Annotated in this window: 15 protein-coding genes; 8 read left to right on the forward strand and 7 right to left on the reverse strand. The window is 35.9% G+C overall.

Going from position 1 to position 16,967, the window contains the following annotated elements:
* Nucleotides 1–13: 13 nt before the first annotated feature.
* From FUA48_RS13595 to FUA48_RS13615, 5 genes are all read right to left on the reverse strand, one after another.
* Nucleotides 14–601, reverse strand: a complete 588-nt coding sequence (locus FUA48_RS13595; protein ID WP_147584031.1) for a Maf family nucleotide pyrophosphatase — start codon at nucleotides 599–601, stop codon at nucleotides 14–16.
* Nucleotides 594–1,502: a geranylgeranylglycerol-phosphate geranylgeranyltransferase gene (locus tag FUA48_RS13600; RefSeq protein ID WP_147584032.1), complete on the reverse strand. Its 909-nt coding sequence runs from the start codon at nucleotides 1,500–1,502 to the stop codon at nucleotides 594–596. Before FUA48_RS13600 ends, FUA48_RS13595 begins: the two co-directional genes overlap by 8 nt.
* A 48-nt stretch (nucleotides 1,503–1,550) precedes the next feature.
* Nucleotides 1,551–2,078, reverse strand: a complete 528-nt coding sequence (locus FUA48_RS13605) for a KdsC family phosphatase (RefSeq protein WP_129749871.1) — start codon at nucleotides 2,076–2,078, stop codon at nucleotides 1,551–1,553.
* Nucleotides 2,062–2,820, reverse strand: a complete 759-nt coding sequence (locus tag FUA48_RS13610; RefSeq protein ID WP_147584033.1) for a Rossmann-like and DUF2520 domain-containing protein — start codon at nucleotides 2,818–2,820, stop codon at nucleotides 2,062–2,064. Before FUA48_RS13610 ends, FUA48_RS13605 begins: the two co-directional genes overlap by 17 nt.
* A gap of 61 nt (nucleotides 2,821–2,881) precedes the next feature.
* Nucleotides 2,882–4,819, reverse strand: coding sequence for a M1 family metallopeptidase (locus tag FUA48_RS13615; protein WP_147584034.1), 1,938 nt, complete (start codon nucleotides 4,817–4,819; stop codon nucleotides 2,882–2,884).
* A gap of 192 nt (nucleotides 4,820–5,011) precedes the next feature.
* Between FUA48_RS13615 and ccsA the strand changes: the two genes are divergently transcribed.
* Entirely contained in the window at nucleotides 5,012–8,185 is a 3,174-nt protein-coding gene (gene ccsA, locus FUA48_RS13620; RefSeq protein ID WP_147584035.1) for a cytochrome c biogenesis protein CcsA, read from the forward strand.
* A gap of 29 nt (nucleotides 8,186–8,214) precedes the next feature.
* Here the strand turns inward: ccsA and FUA48_RS13625 are convergent, their stop codons facing one another.
* The gene (locus FUA48_RS13625; RefSeq protein ID WP_147584036.1) at nucleotides 8,215–8,532 is read right to left on the reverse strand and encodes a potassium channel family protein; all 318 of its coding nucleotides are present in this window, start codon (nucleotides 8,530–8,532) and stop codon (nucleotides 8,215–8,217) included.
* An 88-nt stretch (nucleotides 8,533–8,620) separates the two neighbouring features.
* Between FUA48_RS13625 and FUA48_RS13630 the strand changes: the two genes are divergently transcribed.
* Genes FUA48_RS13630 through ygiD form a run of 4 tightly spaced genes read left to right on the forward strand, consistent with a single transcriptional unit; the run spans nucleotide 8,621 to nucleotide 12,650 of the window.
* The gene (locus FUA48_RS13630; protein ID WP_147584037.1) at nucleotides 8,621–9,226 is read left to right on the forward strand and encodes a glutathione peroxidase; all 606 of its coding nucleotides are present in this window, start codon (nucleotides 8,621–8,623) and stop codon (nucleotides 9,224–9,226) included.
* A 43-nt stretch (nucleotides 9,227–9,269) separates the two neighbouring features.
* Nucleotides 9,270–10,925 (forward strand): 2-succinyl-5-enolpyruvyl-6-hydroxy-3-cyclohexene-1-carboxylic-acid synthase, encoded by a 1,656-nt coding sequence (gene menD, locus FUA48_RS13635; RefSeq protein WP_147584038.1) that lies wholly within the window; start codon nucleotides 9,270–9,272, stop codon nucleotides 10,923–10,925.
* A gap of 50 nt (nucleotides 10,926–10,975) precedes the next feature.
* On the forward strand, nucleotides 10,976–11,809 hold the full coding sequence (locus FUA48_RS13640) for a CvfB family protein (protein ID WP_147584039.1): 834 nt from the start codon (nucleotides 10,976–10,978) through the stop codon (nucleotides 11,807–11,809).
* 10 nt (nucleotides 11,810–11,819) lie between these two features.
* Entirely contained in the window at nucleotides 11,820–12,650 is an 831-nt protein-coding gene (gene ygiD / locus FUA48_RS13645) for a 4,5-DOPA-extradiol-dioxygenase (RefSeq protein ID WP_147584040.1), read from the forward strand.
* A gap of 5 nt (nucleotides 12,651–12,655) precedes the next feature.
* Here ygiD and FUA48_RS13650 read toward each other — a convergent pair whose 3' ends face one another.
* A complete protein-coding gene (locus FUA48_RS13650; RefSeq protein ID WP_147584041.1) occupies nucleotides 12,656–13,852 on the reverse strand; it encodes a serine hydrolase domain-containing protein in 1,197 nt (398 codons plus the stop codon).
* Between the two features lie 237 nt (nucleotides 13,853–14,089).
* Here FUA48_RS13650 and FUA48_RS13655 point away from each other — a divergent pair, with 237 nt between their 5' ends.
* The 3 genes from FUA48_RS13655 to FUA48_RS13665 are packed head-to-tail and all read left to right on the forward strand — an operon-like array spanning nucleotide 14,090 to nucleotide 16,966.
* Nucleotides 14,090–14,932, forward strand: a complete 843-nt coding sequence (locus FUA48_RS13655; protein WP_129749977.1) for a 1,4-dihydroxy-2-naphthoyl-CoA synthase — start codon at nucleotides 14,090–14,092, stop codon at nucleotides 14,930–14,932.
* Nucleotides 14,920–15,462 (forward strand): PH domain-containing protein, encoded by a 543-nt coding sequence (locus FUA48_RS13660; protein ID WP_147584042.1) that lies wholly within the window; start codon nucleotides 14,920–14,922, stop codon nucleotides 15,460–15,462. The genes FUA48_RS13655 and FUA48_RS13660 overlap by 13 nt, the downstream gene beginning before the upstream one ends.
* Nucleotides 15,452–16,966, forward strand: a complete 1,515-nt coding sequence (locus FUA48_RS13665; protein WP_147584043.1) for a PH domain-containing protein — start codon at nucleotides 15,452–15,454, stop codon at nucleotides 16,964–16,966. Before FUA48_RS13660 ends, FUA48_RS13665 begins: the two co-directional genes overlap by 11 nt.
* The last annotated feature ends 1 nt before the right edge of the window (nucleotide 16,967 follow it).

Below are 16,967 nucleotides of genomic sequence, written 5' to 3' on the forward strand. Positions count from 1 at the left end.
TTAGGCCTTTGTATTATTTAGTAAAAGTTATTAAATGCTGATAAACCTTATCAACCGGCATTCCTACAACATTTACATACGAGCCTTCAATTTTAGCAATTGCTACAAGCCCAATCCATTCCTGTATGCCATAAGCACCGGCTTTATCATAAGGCCTGTAATTATCAAGATAATAATTTATCTCATCATCACTAAGGGTATTGAAAGATACTCTGGTTGTTTCGTTAAAAATAACGGATTTACTATTACTTTTTATACAAACCGAAGTAATTACTTCGTGAACATTTCCTGATAAAGCTTTTAGCATGGTAAAAGCATCATCTTTATCAGTTGGTTTCCCTAATGCCTTATTGTTATGCCAAACAATTGTATCACTGGTTATAAGTATATCATTATCAGAAAGCGTATCGAGTAGGGCAGCGGCTTTCAATTCCGCCAGATAGTCTGTAATTTCAGCTCCCTGTAAATTTTCAGGATAAACCTCCTCCACATCCTTGAGTCGGATTTCAAAGTCTATATCCAGTTCTTTCATAAACTTTTGCCTTCTGGGAGAACCGGAGGCGAGTATAACATTGTAACCTTTTAATTTTTCCTTAAGCATTGTTCTGAATATTAAAAGTTATTACTACTATAGATAAAGCTGCAAAAGCCAATACAATTTTTAAGACAAGGCTTAACCTGTCAAAATCCTTTTCTGTTTTAGCTGTCCATAATCCTATCATAAAATAAATAAGCGGACCAAGAACAAACAACAACAGGTAAATTAGCGCATAAAGCAGCGCTGATTTTTCATTAATAAGATAAGTATTGGCATAAAAAAGTAGAAGCCCTACTGGTATTAAAGATAAAACAAAAGTAATTTTTGCCATTCTTTCTTTTCCTACAGCAATAGGAAGGGTGTTAATACCTGCATTATAATCTTTATTTACATCCCTTATATTTTTTACAATTTCCCTTATTAAGCTTATTACAAATGTAAAAAAGGCAAAATCAATAAAAATACCAAACAGCGTAGCCAGGTATGTTTGGTTTTCAGGAGTAATCATTGGGTATAAATCATAAATACCTACAATAAGTATACTTACTGCTACCAATAAGGCTATAATAAGATTATTTACTACTATAGTATATTTAAGATTTGTGGCATAAAAATACATTGTAGCGGCTATTAGAATAAAAAGTAAAGCGAATCCGGGCTCGCCAATAAGATTTGACAAATAAAAACCAATACCAACACCAACAATATTAAGTGCAGCATAAAGATTATATCCTTTGGCCTCACTTATACCAAAATTAATTTCACTGTCACCGTCTATAATATTATTAATTAAAAAGCCTCCTGCAGCAATACATACACAAGAGAAAACCAGCATAAGAAACTGCAACTGATTCAGGGCAAGTGTTAATCCCTGCTGTTGCTCTAAGAAGCCGTAGCGAAAAGCACAAAAGGCAAATGCTAAGAATAATAGGTTTCCGTATCGTATAAGTCTGGCTGATTTCATTTTATAGGTTAAATAAGTTTATGTTTTGTGTGTTTTCTTAATTTAATTTTAGTCGTATTTGGCATTAAAATGTTCCATCCATTTACCCTGTACTTTCATTACCTGCTCTATAACGTCCCTTACACAGCCCGTACCTCCGTTTTTGTGAGATATATACCTGCTAAGCTCCTTAATTTCAGGAGCTGCATCCTGCGGGCATGTAGGTAAGCCTACCAGTTTCATTACATGGTAATCAGGAATATCATCTCCCATATAAAGTACCTGTTCTGGTTTAATATTATAGATGTCTGTAAACTCGTCAAAGGTTTCTACTTTGTCAGAAACTCCAAGGTAAATGTCTGTAATGCCCAAATTTCTTAACCTTACACGAACACCTTCGTTACTGCCTCCGGAAATAATACAAACTGTATAACCGTTCTCTACGGCAGCTTTCATGGCATATCCATCTCGGATATTCATATTTCTAAGCATTTCCCCAGTAGGGGTTACATGTATGGTACCATCTGTAAGAACTCCGTCCACATCAAAAATAAATGTGGTAATGTCGTTCATTAATTCTTTATAGCTTTTTGACATTTTGTATGGATTGCGTAATTAACTTGTATATTTCTTTTTGTTTTTCGTCTGTAATAAAATCAAGATGCTTTTCTATAGTCTGTCTGTCATTCCTAACGGCTGGGCCTGTTTGTGCTTTTACGGGATCGAGATATAAAATCTTATCTGCTGTTTCAAGAATCAAAGGTTTTAAAATATCAAACGGAATATCATTCTGCTGGCAAATGTCACTTCCTATAGCATACATGTGATTCGCAAAATTGCTAACAAAAACGGCAGCAACGTGCAAAGCCTTGCGTTGTTGCGAACTTATATTATATACACTCTTGGTTATCTGATTGGCTAACTGTTCTAAGATGTGATAATCTTCATTTCTTTCACTTTCTAAACAAAGCGGGATGATACTGAAATCTACCTCTTTGTTTTTAGAGAAAGTCTGTAACGGATAGAAAACACCTCGCCTGTTTTTTGAATCAAGCTGTTCCATAGCTACACTTCCCGAAGTATGTACAACTAACTTTCCTGAAAAGGGCAGGGAGGAAGATACCTGTGCTATAGCATCATCAGTTACAGAAATGATATAAATATCAGCTTCCTTAATGGAATCAGCAGAATCGGTTACTTTTTGAGGTTCAAGCAAATGAGTCAGCTTCTCCGGATTTCGGGCAAAAACCTGAACCAGCTCAACACCTTTAGCCTCTTTAAAAACGGCTATTAAATGTTGCGCTACATTACCGGAACCTATAACGACTACTTTTAACATGGTCGCTAAATTATTAAAAATAAAGCTGGCATTATAATAAAATGCCAGCTTTAATATGTTGTTATTTTTGCTCTTCTTTTATCCAGGAATTGTCTGTTCCGTCAATATCCGGTAAAAACCTTCCGGGGTCTATGTCAACAATCTTAACTTTCTTAGGTGATTTTAAAAGGTATTTCCATTCGTTACCTCTTTGCCAAACCTCTACAGGCAGTGTTCTTATTTCGGTTGAATTGTCATCGTAAATTACTTTAAATACCACCGGCATAGGAATATCACCTTTGTTAGCAAATGTAATTATGGTTGAATCGTTATCATATTGCGATACATTGGTTACTGCCAGGTTTACATTGCCATTGCCCACAAACCAACCTTTCCAGAACCAATTAAGGTTTTCTCCGGCAACATTTTCCATACAGTTGTAAAAATCCGAAGGCTGAGGGTGTTTAAATGCCCACTTGTTTACATAGGTTTTAAAGGCATTGTCAAAACGATCATGCCCTAATATATATTCCCTTAGCATAATAAGGCCTGTTGCCGGCTTATAGTAAGCAGTGTAAGCAAGATTCATGCTTTTTGCAACATCAGGGTATGTAGAAACACTTTCCCTACCGCTCCACCTGAACCACATTACACGATTACGGCTTTTTGCAACATCCGATGTATATTCTCCATTATTAAAGTTAACTGTACTGTAGTAGTTGATAAAAGTATTAAAACCTTCATCCATCCATGCATAACGGCGTTCGTTTGAGCCAACAATCATAGGGAACCAATTGTGTCCGAATTCATGATCGGTAACGTCCCATAAATCGGCTTCACGACTTCTGGCATGGCAGAAAGAAACTCCCGGATACTCCATACCTCCGGCATTTGAAGCCACGTTTACCGCATTAGGATAAGGGTATTCGTACCACATTTTAGAATAATGTTCTATTGATGCTTTAGTATATTCGGTAGAGCGTCCCCATGCTTTATCTCCGTCACTTTCCTTAGTATAAACCGACTGCGCCATTGCTTTTTTACCACTTGGCAGGTTTATTTTTGCCGCATCCCATATAAAGTTCTTTGCCGCAGCAAAAGCCACATCACGAGTATTTTCCATTTTAAAATGCCATGTAAGCTTACCGTTTTGAATCGGCCTTGTAACAGAAGTATTTCCTGCTTCTTTAGGTGAAATAATATAAACGGTCTTATCACTTGCAGCGGCTTTTTCAAGGCGATTTACCTCTTCTTTAGTTAGTACATCTTTAGGATTAATAAGTTCTCCTGAACCTACAACTATATAATTATAAGGCACGGTTACTTTATAATCGAAATTACCATATTCAACATAAAACTCACCGGCACCTAAATAAGGTTCGGTATTCCAGCCTACAACATCATCATACACGGCAGCTCTTGGATACCATTGTGCCATAGAGTAGGTTACACCTTCTTTAGTTTTGTATTGGCCCATCCTGTCCATACCTTCCTGAGGGATTTTAAATTCAAAATCCATACTAACGGTTCCTTTACCGCCTTTAGCAGCTATGGGTTTATCAAAGAAAACCTGCATTCTGGTATCGGTTATCAGGTAACGGTTAGATTCTTTTCCGCCACTGTTCGCTGCAAGTTTACTTATTTTAAGTCCGCCATCAGTATCACCTGAATATCTGTTACCGGCTATAGGCGTTGTTAATGTACCTCTTGAATCTGGGGTAAAGCGGTTTTGTTCCACATACATCCATACAAAATCCAAATCCTGCGGACTGTTGTTATGATATGTCATGGTAAGCTTTCCTTTTAAAATGTTGTTCACATCATCAAGTTCGGCTTCAATTACATAGTCAGCCCCGTTTTGCCAGTATTCCGGCCCCGGTACTCCTGATGCAGCCCTGTAAACATTGCCGCGCCTGTACATAAAATCGTCAAACTTATCCTGATTGTTTGGCTCAGCCTCCTGAGCAAATGATGCAAACCCCATAAGGCACACCAGTAAGGTACAATAGATTCTTTTCATTAATAATGTTTAGTTTTTCAGTTGATATAAGCTCATTAAAAACAAAAGCTTTAAAGCAAAAATAAGTAACAGACTTTATAAAAAGTATATGAGGAAGAAATTTCCTTAAATTTTTAATAGTTAAAATAAACTTTAAAAATGAAGTTTTAAGTACTTTTGCAACAATTTAAAAACAATATTTTCCACTCTAACATGGATAAAGTATTCTCCTTCCTTTCTTCTACACGCTTAATGGCCGTTCTTTTTATAGTTTTTGCAGCTGCTATGGGAATAGGCACTTTTATAGAAGACGCATACAATACAGAAACTGCAAGATTGTATATCTACAACGCAAGATGGTTTGAAGTCATTATGCTTGTTTTCATAATTAACTTTATAGGTAATATAAAACGCTACCAGCTCCATAAAAAAGAAAAATGGGCTACATTACTGCTTCACCTTTCTTTTATTTTAATTATTCTGGGTGCTTTTGTTACACGTTATATCAGTTATGAAGGAATGATGCCGATAAGGGAAGGGGAGACAGAGAATCATTTCTATTCTGATAAAACATACCTTACTGTTCTTGTAGACGGTGAGTATAAGGGAGAGATGAGAAGAAGGACTTTTTCTAAAGAACTCCTTATGACTCCCGAAGGTGATAAGCCTTGGTTTATAGGAATGCTGGGAAGTAATCATTTCTCTATAAACGAGAAATTTGACGAAACTCCTTTTTCTATAGAGTACAAAGATTTTTTACTTGGCGCTAAAGATACCATTGTTCAAGATAAAGATGGTGTAAATTATATTAAAATGGTAGAAGCCGGAGACGGTGGCCGCCATGAGCATTACCTTAAAGAAGGCGAGGTTCAGAGTATTCACAATATACTCTTTGCTTTTAACAAGCCAACAGAAGGTGCGGTAAACATTAATTCTGTTCAGGATATTTACACTATTAACTCTGCTTTTGGAGGTAATTTTATGCGAATGGCCGACAGAATGGAGGGCGTTGTATATGCCGATTCGATACAGCCATTAATGTTCAGGTCTCTTTATAATGTTGCAGGATCCCAGTTTGTATTCCCTGATGCTCCTATAAAAGGGAAAATGGTTTACAAATCTAATGGAGACTATAAAACTAAAGAAGATGCCGCTCTTACGGTTACTATTAAAAATGAAGGGGTAGAAAAGGATGTAACCCTTTTAGGCGGTAAACAAAAAATGGGAGTGCCACAATCAATAAAAATTGGAAATCTAGAATATACTCTTATTTATGGCAGTAAAACTTACGAACTTCCATTTGATATAAAACTTAATGATTTTATTGCGGAAAAGTACCCCGGTACAGAATCGAGCTATGCTTCATTTGAAAGTAAAGTGACTGTATTAGATAAAGAAGAAAATAACACTTTTAATACCCGTATTTATATGAACCATGTACTGGACTACAGAGGTTATCGCTTTTTCCAGGCAGGATTTGATCCGGATGAAAAAGGAACAAAACTATCTGTTAACCATGATTTTTGGGGCACATGGATTAGCTATATAGGTTATTTTTTACTGTATTTAGGTTTAATGGGGATATTATTTACTAAGGATACGCGCTTTGGCGATCTTAAGAGAAAGCTTGATAAAGTAAGGGCTAAGAAACTGGAGGAAGCTAAAGCTATCAGTTTGATGGTGTTGCTTTTACTAGGCTTTACAGGGTATTCTCAGCATGTTCATGAGGTTCCTAGTGAAAAACAGATAGATTCTATAATAAGTGCTTATAAAGTAAGTAAGGAACATGCTGCTAAATTTGGTCGTGTAATTATACAGGATGCGGGAGGTAGGATGAAGCCTGTAAACACTTTTGCTTCAGAACTTTTAAGGAAAGTGAGTAAAAAAGATACTTACAAGGATATGAATGCCGATCAGGTATTTTTATCTATAACTCACCTGCCGGAAGTTTGGTATAATGCACCTATAATTTACCTAAAGAGAGGGAACGACAGCCTTAGGATTGTAGCAGGATTAGAAAAAGATGCTGAATATGCTTCTTTAGCTAATTTCTTTGATCAGCAGGGTAACTATAAGCTTTCCCAAACCTTAGAAAGAGCTTATAGGGAAACAGTACCTAATCAGTTTGATAAGGACTATATGGATATTGATAAAAGAATAAACCTTTTATATTCTGCCCTTAGCGGAAGTGTCCTGAAAGTATTCCCTGTTCCTAACGACCCTAATAACAAATGGGTTTCTTATAATGAAGCCGGAGAAATTAAAAATGAAGATTTACAAAAGGCTAAGAATATACTACCTTTCTATGTACAGGCAATAGAAAAGGCATCTCAGGATAAAGATTATACTCTGGCAAACAGTGTGGTAGAAGGACTTACAAATTATCAGCACAAATTTGGAGGCGAAGTGATGCCAGGTGATGATAAGGTAAGTGCGGAAATAGCATATAATAAATATGACATTTTTAAAAATCTTTACAAAATGTATGCATGTGTAGGGATTTTAATGTTTGTATTTGTAATAATTAAAATATTTAAATCCCGAAAATGGGTAAACAAAACTGTTAAGATTTTCCATGTTATAACAATAGTTTTATTTGTATTACACACAGCCGGACTTATTGCCCGTTGGTATGTATCCGGGCATGCACCGTGGAGTAATGCTTATGAGTCGGTTATATTTGTAGGGTGGTCAACAATGTTTTTTGGTTTGGCATTTGGACGCAAATCTGAACTTACAGTACCTGCAACCGCATTTGTAGCTGCAATAGTACTTTGGGTAGCACACCAGAGCTGGACAGACCCTGAAATAGGTAACCTTGTTCCTGTACTAAACTCTTACTGGTTAATGATTCACGTAGCAGTAATTGTAGGTAGCTACGGTCCGTTTACATTAGGTATGGTATTAGGTCTTGTGGCTATGTTATTAATGCTGTCTACTAATAGTAAGAATAAAAAGATAATGAGCCTTAATATCAAGGAAATAACATATATCAACGAAATGGCCTTAACAGTTGGTTTGGTAATGTTAACCATTGGTAACTTCCTTGGCGGACAATGGGCAAATGAGAGTTGGGGACGTTACTGGGGTTGGGACCCGAAAGAAACCTGGGCACTGGTAAGTATCATGGTTTATGCGTTTGTTATACACATGCGTTTTGTTCCAAAACTAAGAGGACTTTGGATATTCAACTTCTTTAGTGTATTGGCTTATGCCTCTATATTAATGACATACTTCGGTGTGAATTTCTATCTTACAGGATTACACTCTTACGCGAGCGGAGAGGTAAGGACCCCAATGTATTTCTTCTGGATGGCTCTGGGAGTTTTAATTCTTGGAGGATTCTCATTTGTTCAGTACTGGAAACATTTAAGAAAGAATAAATAAAATAAAAGCCCCTTGTTAAAGGGGCTTTTTTAATGCTTTTTATGTCGTTTGTTTCGGGTTTCGCTGTAGTGGTTTTGTACTGTATTAATAAACTGAAGTATAATACCTATGCCCAGAATGATGTATATAATGGTAAAAATTTTACCCAGATCTGTTTGAGGAGAAAAATCACCAAAACCTATGGTAGTTAAGGTAACTACAGAAAAATATAATGAATCTATAATACCCCAGCCTTCAATGTAATGGTAGGATACTGTTCCTATTATTAAAATTATCATTGTAGTATATAGAAGATCCCTGTATTCCCTGTTTTTTAAGAAACTGAATATAGTATGAAAAAAGAACATTGGCAGCGATGTTTGGTTAGTAAGTTTAAATATACTGAATTCTTTAGCTTAACCGATTTTTTATTTAATTTTACAGTAAAATAAAATCATGAAACAAATTGCAATACTAGCATTAGGGCTAATCGCTTTTACAAGTTGTAAAAACAATACTCAGAAAGAAACGGCAGCGACTACAGAGGCTGCTCAAACCATAGAAAATACAGAGTCCATGACTAAAGAAAACATATACCAGTTTAAAGTAAAAGACCTTTATGGTGAAGATTTTGACTTCTCAACCCTTAAAGGGAAAAAAGTAATAGTTGTAAATACAGCTTCTAAATGCGGGCTTACGCCACAGTATGAAGAACTTGAAGCACTTTACAAAGAATATCAGGATAAAGGACTTGTTATTGTAGGTTTCCCGGCAAATAACTTTGCAAGACAGGAACCTGGTTCTAACGAAGAGATAGCTTCATTTTGCCAGAAAAACTACGGCGTTACGTTCCCTATGATGTCTAAAATCTCTGTAAAAGGAGATGATATGGCTCCGATTTACCATTTTCTTACAGAAAAAAGTAAAAACGGACTTCAGGACAGCGAAGTGGAGTGGAATTTCCAAAAGTACCTTATCAACGAAAATGGTGAACTTGTAAAGGTTGTTAGTCCGCGTACTACACCTAAGGATCCTGAAATTGTAAACTGGATCAAATCATAATAAGCCTTTGGCTTAATTCCCGCATTAATAAAGAACGACTTAAATGATGTACCCTAAAATACCTTTAGCCCAAAGCATTATTGAAATATGCAGGGTTAAAGGCGTTACTGATATTGTAATATCTCCTGGATCACGTAATGCTCCTCTTACCATAGGTTTTGCTAATAATCCGGCTTTTAAATGCTACAGTATTGCCGATGAGCGCTGTGCTGCTTTTTTTGCCACTGGCATGGCCCAACAGCTTAAAAAGCCTGTTGCTGTGGTTTGTACTTCAGGGTCGGCATTACTGAATTATTATCCTGCCGTTGCTGAAGCGTTTTACAGTCAGATACCATTAATCGTTATCTCTGCCGACAGGCCTCATGATAAAATTGATATAGGTGACGGACAAACCATCCGTCAGGAAAATGTTTATGCAAATCATATTATCTATTCAGCAAACCTGTTGGAGGAAGCTTCTCACGAGAACGATAATAAGATAAATGTGGCTATAGAAAAAGCTATTAGTGAGAAGGGCCCTGTGCATATAAATGCTCCTTTTGAAGAACCTTTGTATGATTTGGTTGAAGAGCTATCTGTTACTCCAAACATTCAGGACATTGCTTTTGAAAACCATTTTGCAGAGGATTTAAGTCCTTATGTTGAGAAATGGAATATAGCCAAAAAGAAACTGGTACTGGTAGGCGTTAATGATCCTAACTCAATAGATGCTGCTATAATTGAACGTTTGGCGGAAGATCCATCTGTAGTAGTTATGACTGAAACAACATCAAACCTTCATCATAAAAACTTCCTTAATAGTATTGATGTTATTATAACTCCTTTTACTGAGGAGGATTTTAAGGCATTTAGCCCGGAAATCCTTCTGACTTTTGGAGGCATGGTGGTTTCTAAACGTATTAAAGCCTTTTTAAGGACATATAAGCCACATGAACACTGGCATATAGATACTTTAAGGGCTTATGATACTTTTGATGCTTTAACTAAACATTTTATAGCAGAACCAAACGCATTTTTAAACCGTTTTTTACCTGCTACCAATAATGTTGAAAGCAGCTATAACAAAAGAGCTCTGGAAGTAAAAGCCTACAGAAAACTGAAGCATGAAGAATACCTTACGGATGTTCCGTTTAGTGATTTTAAGGTATTTGAAAAATTATTACCGGTGTTACCGGATAATAGTCAATTGCAGATAAGTAACAGTTCGGCAATACGCTATGCACAGCTTTTTGATATAAAGTCTACCGTAGAAGTATTTTGTAACAGGGGTACAAGCGGTATAGATGGCAGTACATCTACAGCTATTGGTGCCGCTTTGGCAAGCGGTAAAGAAACCATAATGCTTACAGGAGATATTAGCTTCTTCTATGACAGTAATGCATTATGGAACAGCTATATTCCTAAAGATTTTAAAATAATACTTATTAATAACGGAGGTGGTGGTATCTTTAGGATATTACCGGGTCATCAGGAAAATCAGGTATTTAATACCTATTTTGAAACTGAACATAATCAGACCGCAGAGCATTTAGCTAAAATGTTTGGATTTGAATACCATACTGCTACTAATGAACCTGAACTGGAAAGTCAATTTCAAAGTTTCTTCAGTAATTCGGGACAACCAAAAATACTGGAGATATTTACTCCTGTAAAGCTTAATGACAAAATACTTAAAGAATATTTTAAAGCACTGGCTTAAAGAGTTTTGTAGCGCAAAACTTCGTACATTTATAACATATAACAGCTCAAATGATAGAGATAGGACAATATAATACGCTTAAAATAGAAAGAGACACCAGTGTAGGACTGTATTTAACAGACGGCAGTAAAGACGTACTGCTTCCTAATAAATATGTGCCTCGCAAATTTGAAATGGGAGATGAACTGGCTGTATTTGTATATCTTGATCATGAGGAAAGGCTTGTAGCTACAACCTTAAAGCCTTATATAACCCTTAATGATTTTGCTTACTTAAGGGTAAGTTATATTAATAAATTTGGGGCTTTCGTTGACTGGGGTCTGGAAAAGGACTTATTTGTGCCTTTTAGGGAACAGGCGAGACCAATGGAAAAAAGTAAGCGTTACCTAATCCATATGTATATTGATGAAAAAACAGGCAGACTTGTAGGTTCCAGTAAGCTAAGCCGTTTCCTTGATAATGAAGAGCTTTCTGTTGAAGTAGGAGAGGAAGTTGACCTTATTGTTTCTCATATTACCGATATGGGTATTAATGTAATTATCAATGGTAAACATAAAGGGCTTCTTTACAAAGATGAAGTATATGAAGAGCTTAGGACAGGTGATCGTGTGAATGGATTTATTAAAGCCATAAGGCCTGATAATAAGATAGATGTTTCTTTACAAAAAGCAGGAGTTGAGGGTATTGAGCCTAATGCCGAAAAGATACTTGAGGAGCTTCGTGATAGTCGGGGTTTTTTACGTCTTACTGATGACAGCCATCCTGAAGATATAAAATCGGTTCTTAAGATGAGTAAAAAGGCTTTTAAAAAAGCAATTGGTTCATTATACAAACAAAGGCTTATAGAAATAAAAGAAGACGGTATTTATCTTATAAAAGACTGATTCAACCATTATGTCATTACATAATTTTAAAAACTGGACAGATAATCTTAACGAACAGGATGAAAAATTACCTGTATTGTTTATTGGTCACGGTTCTCCTATGAATGGCATAGAGGATAACGAGTTTTCTCAAACATGGTCTAAAATGGGACAGGGGATAACCCGCCCCAAGGCTGTTATTGTAGTTTCCGCTCACTGGCTTACCAGAGGAACACACATAACAGCAATGGAAGACCCGAAAACAATTCACGATTTTGGCGGTTTTCCTCAGGAATTGTTTGATGTTCAGTATTCTGCTAAAGGAAATCCAGAACTGGCTAAAGAAACAGCAAAACTTATTACAAGCACACAGGTAGGTTTAGACCACGATTGGGGATTAGATCATGGTACCTGGACAGTAGTAAGGCATATGTACCCTAATGCTGATATTCCGGTATTACAGTTAAGTATAGATTATAGCAAGCCTGCTTCCTATCACTATGAACTTGCTAAACAACTTTCTTCATTACGTAAAAAAGGCGTACTGATTATTGGTAGTGGAAACATGGTTCACAACCTTAGGATGATTGACTGGAAAAAGTTAAACGAACCTGATTATGGCTTTGACTGGGCTATAGAAATGAATAATGTCTTTAAGGAAAAGATAGCAGACGGAAACCATAAAGCCCTTATGGATTATGAAAGTCTGAATAAAGCTGCCAAGTTAGCCATACCAACACCAGATCATTACTATCCTTTAATGTATATCCTAGGCTTACAGGATAATAAAGACGATTTAAGTTTCTTTAATGATAAAATGGTAGGAGGTTCCCTTAATATGACTTCTGTAAAAATTGGTTAAACCAATTAATCAAACAAATCCTCATCGGCATCTTTCATTGGATATACCCCAAACAAAGGAGCCAGTTTAGAAACCTTATAAGGCTTATAGCTGAATTTATTAGACAGTGCTATAATAGTTACCGTATCTTTTTTAAGGGTAACATATGATGAAGTATTACCATGCCACCATCCGTTATGGTAAAAGAGTTTTTCGCCGGTTTTCCATTCACGAAGGCGAATGCCTAAGCCATAATTCTTAACTCCTTTGCTCTCATAGCTATAACCTTTAAACACCTGCTTTACAAGCTCAGGGTTTAAAAAGTCGTGAGAATAGGTAGCCATATCAAACTTCAGTAAATCTCTTGGAGTTGAATAGATATTCTTATCACCATATACATCATCAAGAAAATCAAAACCGTACAGTACATTATTGCCTTTATAAGAACGGCTGGCTGTTTCTTTGTCCTCTTCATAATTAAATACATAAGTATCGTTCATTTCTAGAGGGTCAAAAATTATCTTTTTCATGGCATCCCTGTAATTCATTTTTGTAACCTTTTCAATTACAAGAGCCAGCATAGCGTAATTAGTATTGCAATAACCAAACTTTTTGTCCGGTTTAAAGTAAAGATCAAATTTGTGTTTAGCCATAAGGTCAAGAATATCCTGATTATGCAGCATACTACGATCCCAAATCTTACTGTCATCACAAAAATAAGCGTAGTTTGGTAATCCGCTTCTGTGGTTCAAAAGCATTTTTATAGTAATATCCTCATAAGGAAATTCAGGAAATAGGGTGTTTACCTTTTGATCCAGTTCCAGCTTTTTAAAATCAATAAGCTTAAGCACAACAGCAGCCGTTAAAACCTTACTAACCGAAGCCAGATGTAGGGGTGTATGTGAATTGATTTCTTCTTTAGTACTTCTGTTCGCCAGTCCTCCATAGGTTTCATATAATATTTCACCGTTTTTGGCAACCAAAAATCCTCCGCTTAAATTATCTTTAGGCCATATATTATTGTAAAAGTTATCAATACTGGCTTTTTTAGAGTTTATATAGCTTTGTGGTACTTTGTTTAATTTTATATCAAGAGGCTTAATTCTTAAAACAGTATCTTTTTCTACTTTCTTTACATGTTGGGCTATTACAGGCTTATCTTTTTTACATGATGTTGCTGCAGTAAATAATAGTATAAAAGGTATAAATCTTAAAAACTTCATTCTTTATATTTCTGTATTCTATATGTGAGGAAAAAGCGTGGAAGCGCAAATATAAATAATTGAAACTTTTTTACCCCTCTTTTTTATCAAGGTTAACAATTTAAACTATAGTTTTATTGTACTGAACCCCTAAGTTTTTGAGATAAAGTAAATTATATAAAGAGACTTTTTTCATTAGGCTTATTTTATTGGCAAATGCAAAAAATGGCTTATTTTTACGGGAAATATTATACAAATATGAGTACTATAGACTGGAAAACCGTAAAGGAATTTGAAGATATAACCTATAAAAAATGTAACGGCGTTGCCCGTATAGCCTTTAACAGACCCGATGTAAGGAATGCTTTCAGGCCTAAAACCACCAGCGAACTTTTTGAAGCTTTTCTTGATGCCAGAGAAGATACCTCGATAGGAGTTGTATTACTTTCTGCAGAAGGCCCTTCTTCCAAAGACGGGGTTTATTCATTTTGTAGCGGGGGTGACCAAAAGGCACGTGGACATCAAGGTTATGTAGGTGATGACGGTATGCACAGGCTTAATATTCTTGAAGTACAACGTTTAATACGCTTTATGCCCAAAGTGGTTATCGCGGTTGTTCCCGGTTGGGCAGTAGGAGGAGGACATAGCCTTCACGTAGTTTGCGACCTTACCCTTGCCAGTAAAGAACACGCCATATTTAAACAGACTGATGCTGATGTTACCAGTTTTGACGGTGGATACGGTTCGGCTTACCTGGCTAAAATGGTAGGGCAAAAACGTGCCCGTGAAATATTCTTTTTAGGAAGAAACTATTCGGCTCAGGAAGCTTATGAGATGGGAATGGTAAATGCTGTTATCCCTCATGCTGAACTTGAAGATACTGCCTATGAATGGGCGCAGGAAATATTAGATAAATCTCCAACATCTATTAAGATGCTTAAGTTTGCCTTTAACCTTACTGATGACGGAATGGTAGGACAACAGGTATTTGCCGGAGAAGCTACCCGTTTAACTTACATGACAGAAGAGGCTAAAGAAGGCCGTGATGCTTTCCTTGAAAAGAGAAAACCTAACTTTAGGGATATCAAATGGATACCATAAATAACGAATTTGAAAATAATGTTATAGATACTGCTTCCTTGCCTAAATTTGAGGAAGCAGCTCTTACTGTATTACAGCCTGATTACAGGAAAATAATGTTCTTTAATGTGGCGCTTATTTATATAATAGTTGCTATAGCAGGGGGAGCAGCTTTATATTTTATAGAACAGGCGAGAGATTATATAATCCCGGCAATTATAATATATACTGTCTTTCTCTTTATAAGCATAGTACTTACTAACTTAAGTTTTAAGAACAGGGGATTTGCTTTTCGTAATCATGATGTTATTTACAAAAGTGGCGTTATAGCTACTACAACTACAATTATCCCTTATAACAGGGTACAGCACGTTGCTTTGCACGAGGGTATCCTTTCGAGAAAATTCGGACTTGCCTCAGTAGAGGTATTTACTGCCGGTGGTGACAGTAGCGATATAAAAATATCAGGTATAGAAAAACAACATGCTGAAAATATAAAGCAGCTTTTAGTTGGAAAAATATTAAAGCAGGAGAACACAAATGAAGAGTGATTTCAGTAAACCGCAACGACAGTCTTTAGTAGGTGTTGTGGTTATGTTTGCCGACACTTTTCAGGGAGCAATACGTGCTTTATGGCCTATTCTTATAGTTTGGATTTTTAGATTTAAAGATCTTAATAAACTTTCTGTTTTAGCAGGAGCTGGTGCTATTATCGTTTTGGTTGGCATTATAGCATACCTTAAGTACCTTAACTTCACCTTTTTTCTTGATGAGAAAAACGAGGAGTTTGTTATCCGTAAAGGAATTTTAAATAAGAGCAGACTAGCAATCCCTTTAGATAAAATACAGCAGGTAAATATCAATCAGTCACTTATACAAAGAATAATTAATGTTTATGCTTTAGAAGTTGACACTGCAGGTAGTAGTAAAAAAGAGGTTTCCATAAGGGCTATCGATCATAATCTTGCACTTTTACTCAAGGAAAGATTGCTGGAAAACGAAAATGAAGTTACTGAAAACAGTGATATTTCCGAAGAAGGAGAGGTAAAGATCAGACAGTACGAAAAAGAACATCCTTTTATTCAGATAAGCTTTATTACGCTTTTAAAAACAGGTATCACATCAAACTACACACGCAGTTTTGCCTTACTTTTCGCCTTTTTTATCTCTATATATCAATATATTGAAGATATAATTCAGGCAACAGGTTATGAAGAAGACCCTTTAAAGGAGTATATAAACGCCGAGTTGTTCCTTAGGTTTATAACTACTATTGTCATTATCATATTAGTACTTACATTGGTAGTAAACCTTTTACGCACTATTATCAAGTATTTTGATTTTAAAATCACTCGCAAACAAAACTCTCTGTTGCTTTCTTTTGGATTAATAAACACTAAGAGTACTATTATTCGCCCTGAAAAGGTACAGATTCTTGCTGTTGGGAGAAACTTCTTTCAGAAGAAACTAAAAATACAGGATATTAGGATACGTCAGGCATATAACCAGACATCTAATAAGGACCATTTAAAATCGGCTATTGAAATACCCGGTTGTAATGATAGTGAAAAAGATGCCGTGATGCAGTTCCTTTTAGGTAAAATACCTGAAAAGGGGCTTGGTTTAAGACCTAGTATACGTAAAGTAATATTTCAGATAGTAAAAGCAATTCTTATCCCTTCAGGAATTTATTTCTTTTTAGTTTACCTGTCGCCGGAAATGATAGATTATGTAATGTTCCTTGCTGTATATGTACTTTTTGTAAGTATCATTATTTTCTTTTCTTTCAGGAATTACAGACTCTTTGTAAATAATGATTTCATTATAAAGCAAAGCGGAGCATGGGATATAAGCACAGAGATACTGGCACCTCACAAAATTCAGGGAGTTAGCCTTACACAATACTTTTGGCATAAAAATTATGATATAGGAATCGTAACTTTGCATACGGCCGGAGGCAATCTTACTTTTGGATTAACAGGATATATAAAGCTAAAAGAATTGGTTAATTATTGGTTGTATCAGGTAGAGACAACCGATAAGAACTGGATGTAAT

It is taken from the genome of Flavobacterium alkalisoli (assembly GCF_008000935.1).
GTDB lineage: Bacteria > Bacteroidota > Bacteroidia > Flavobacteriales > Flavobacteriaceae > Flavobacterium > Flavobacterium alkalisoli.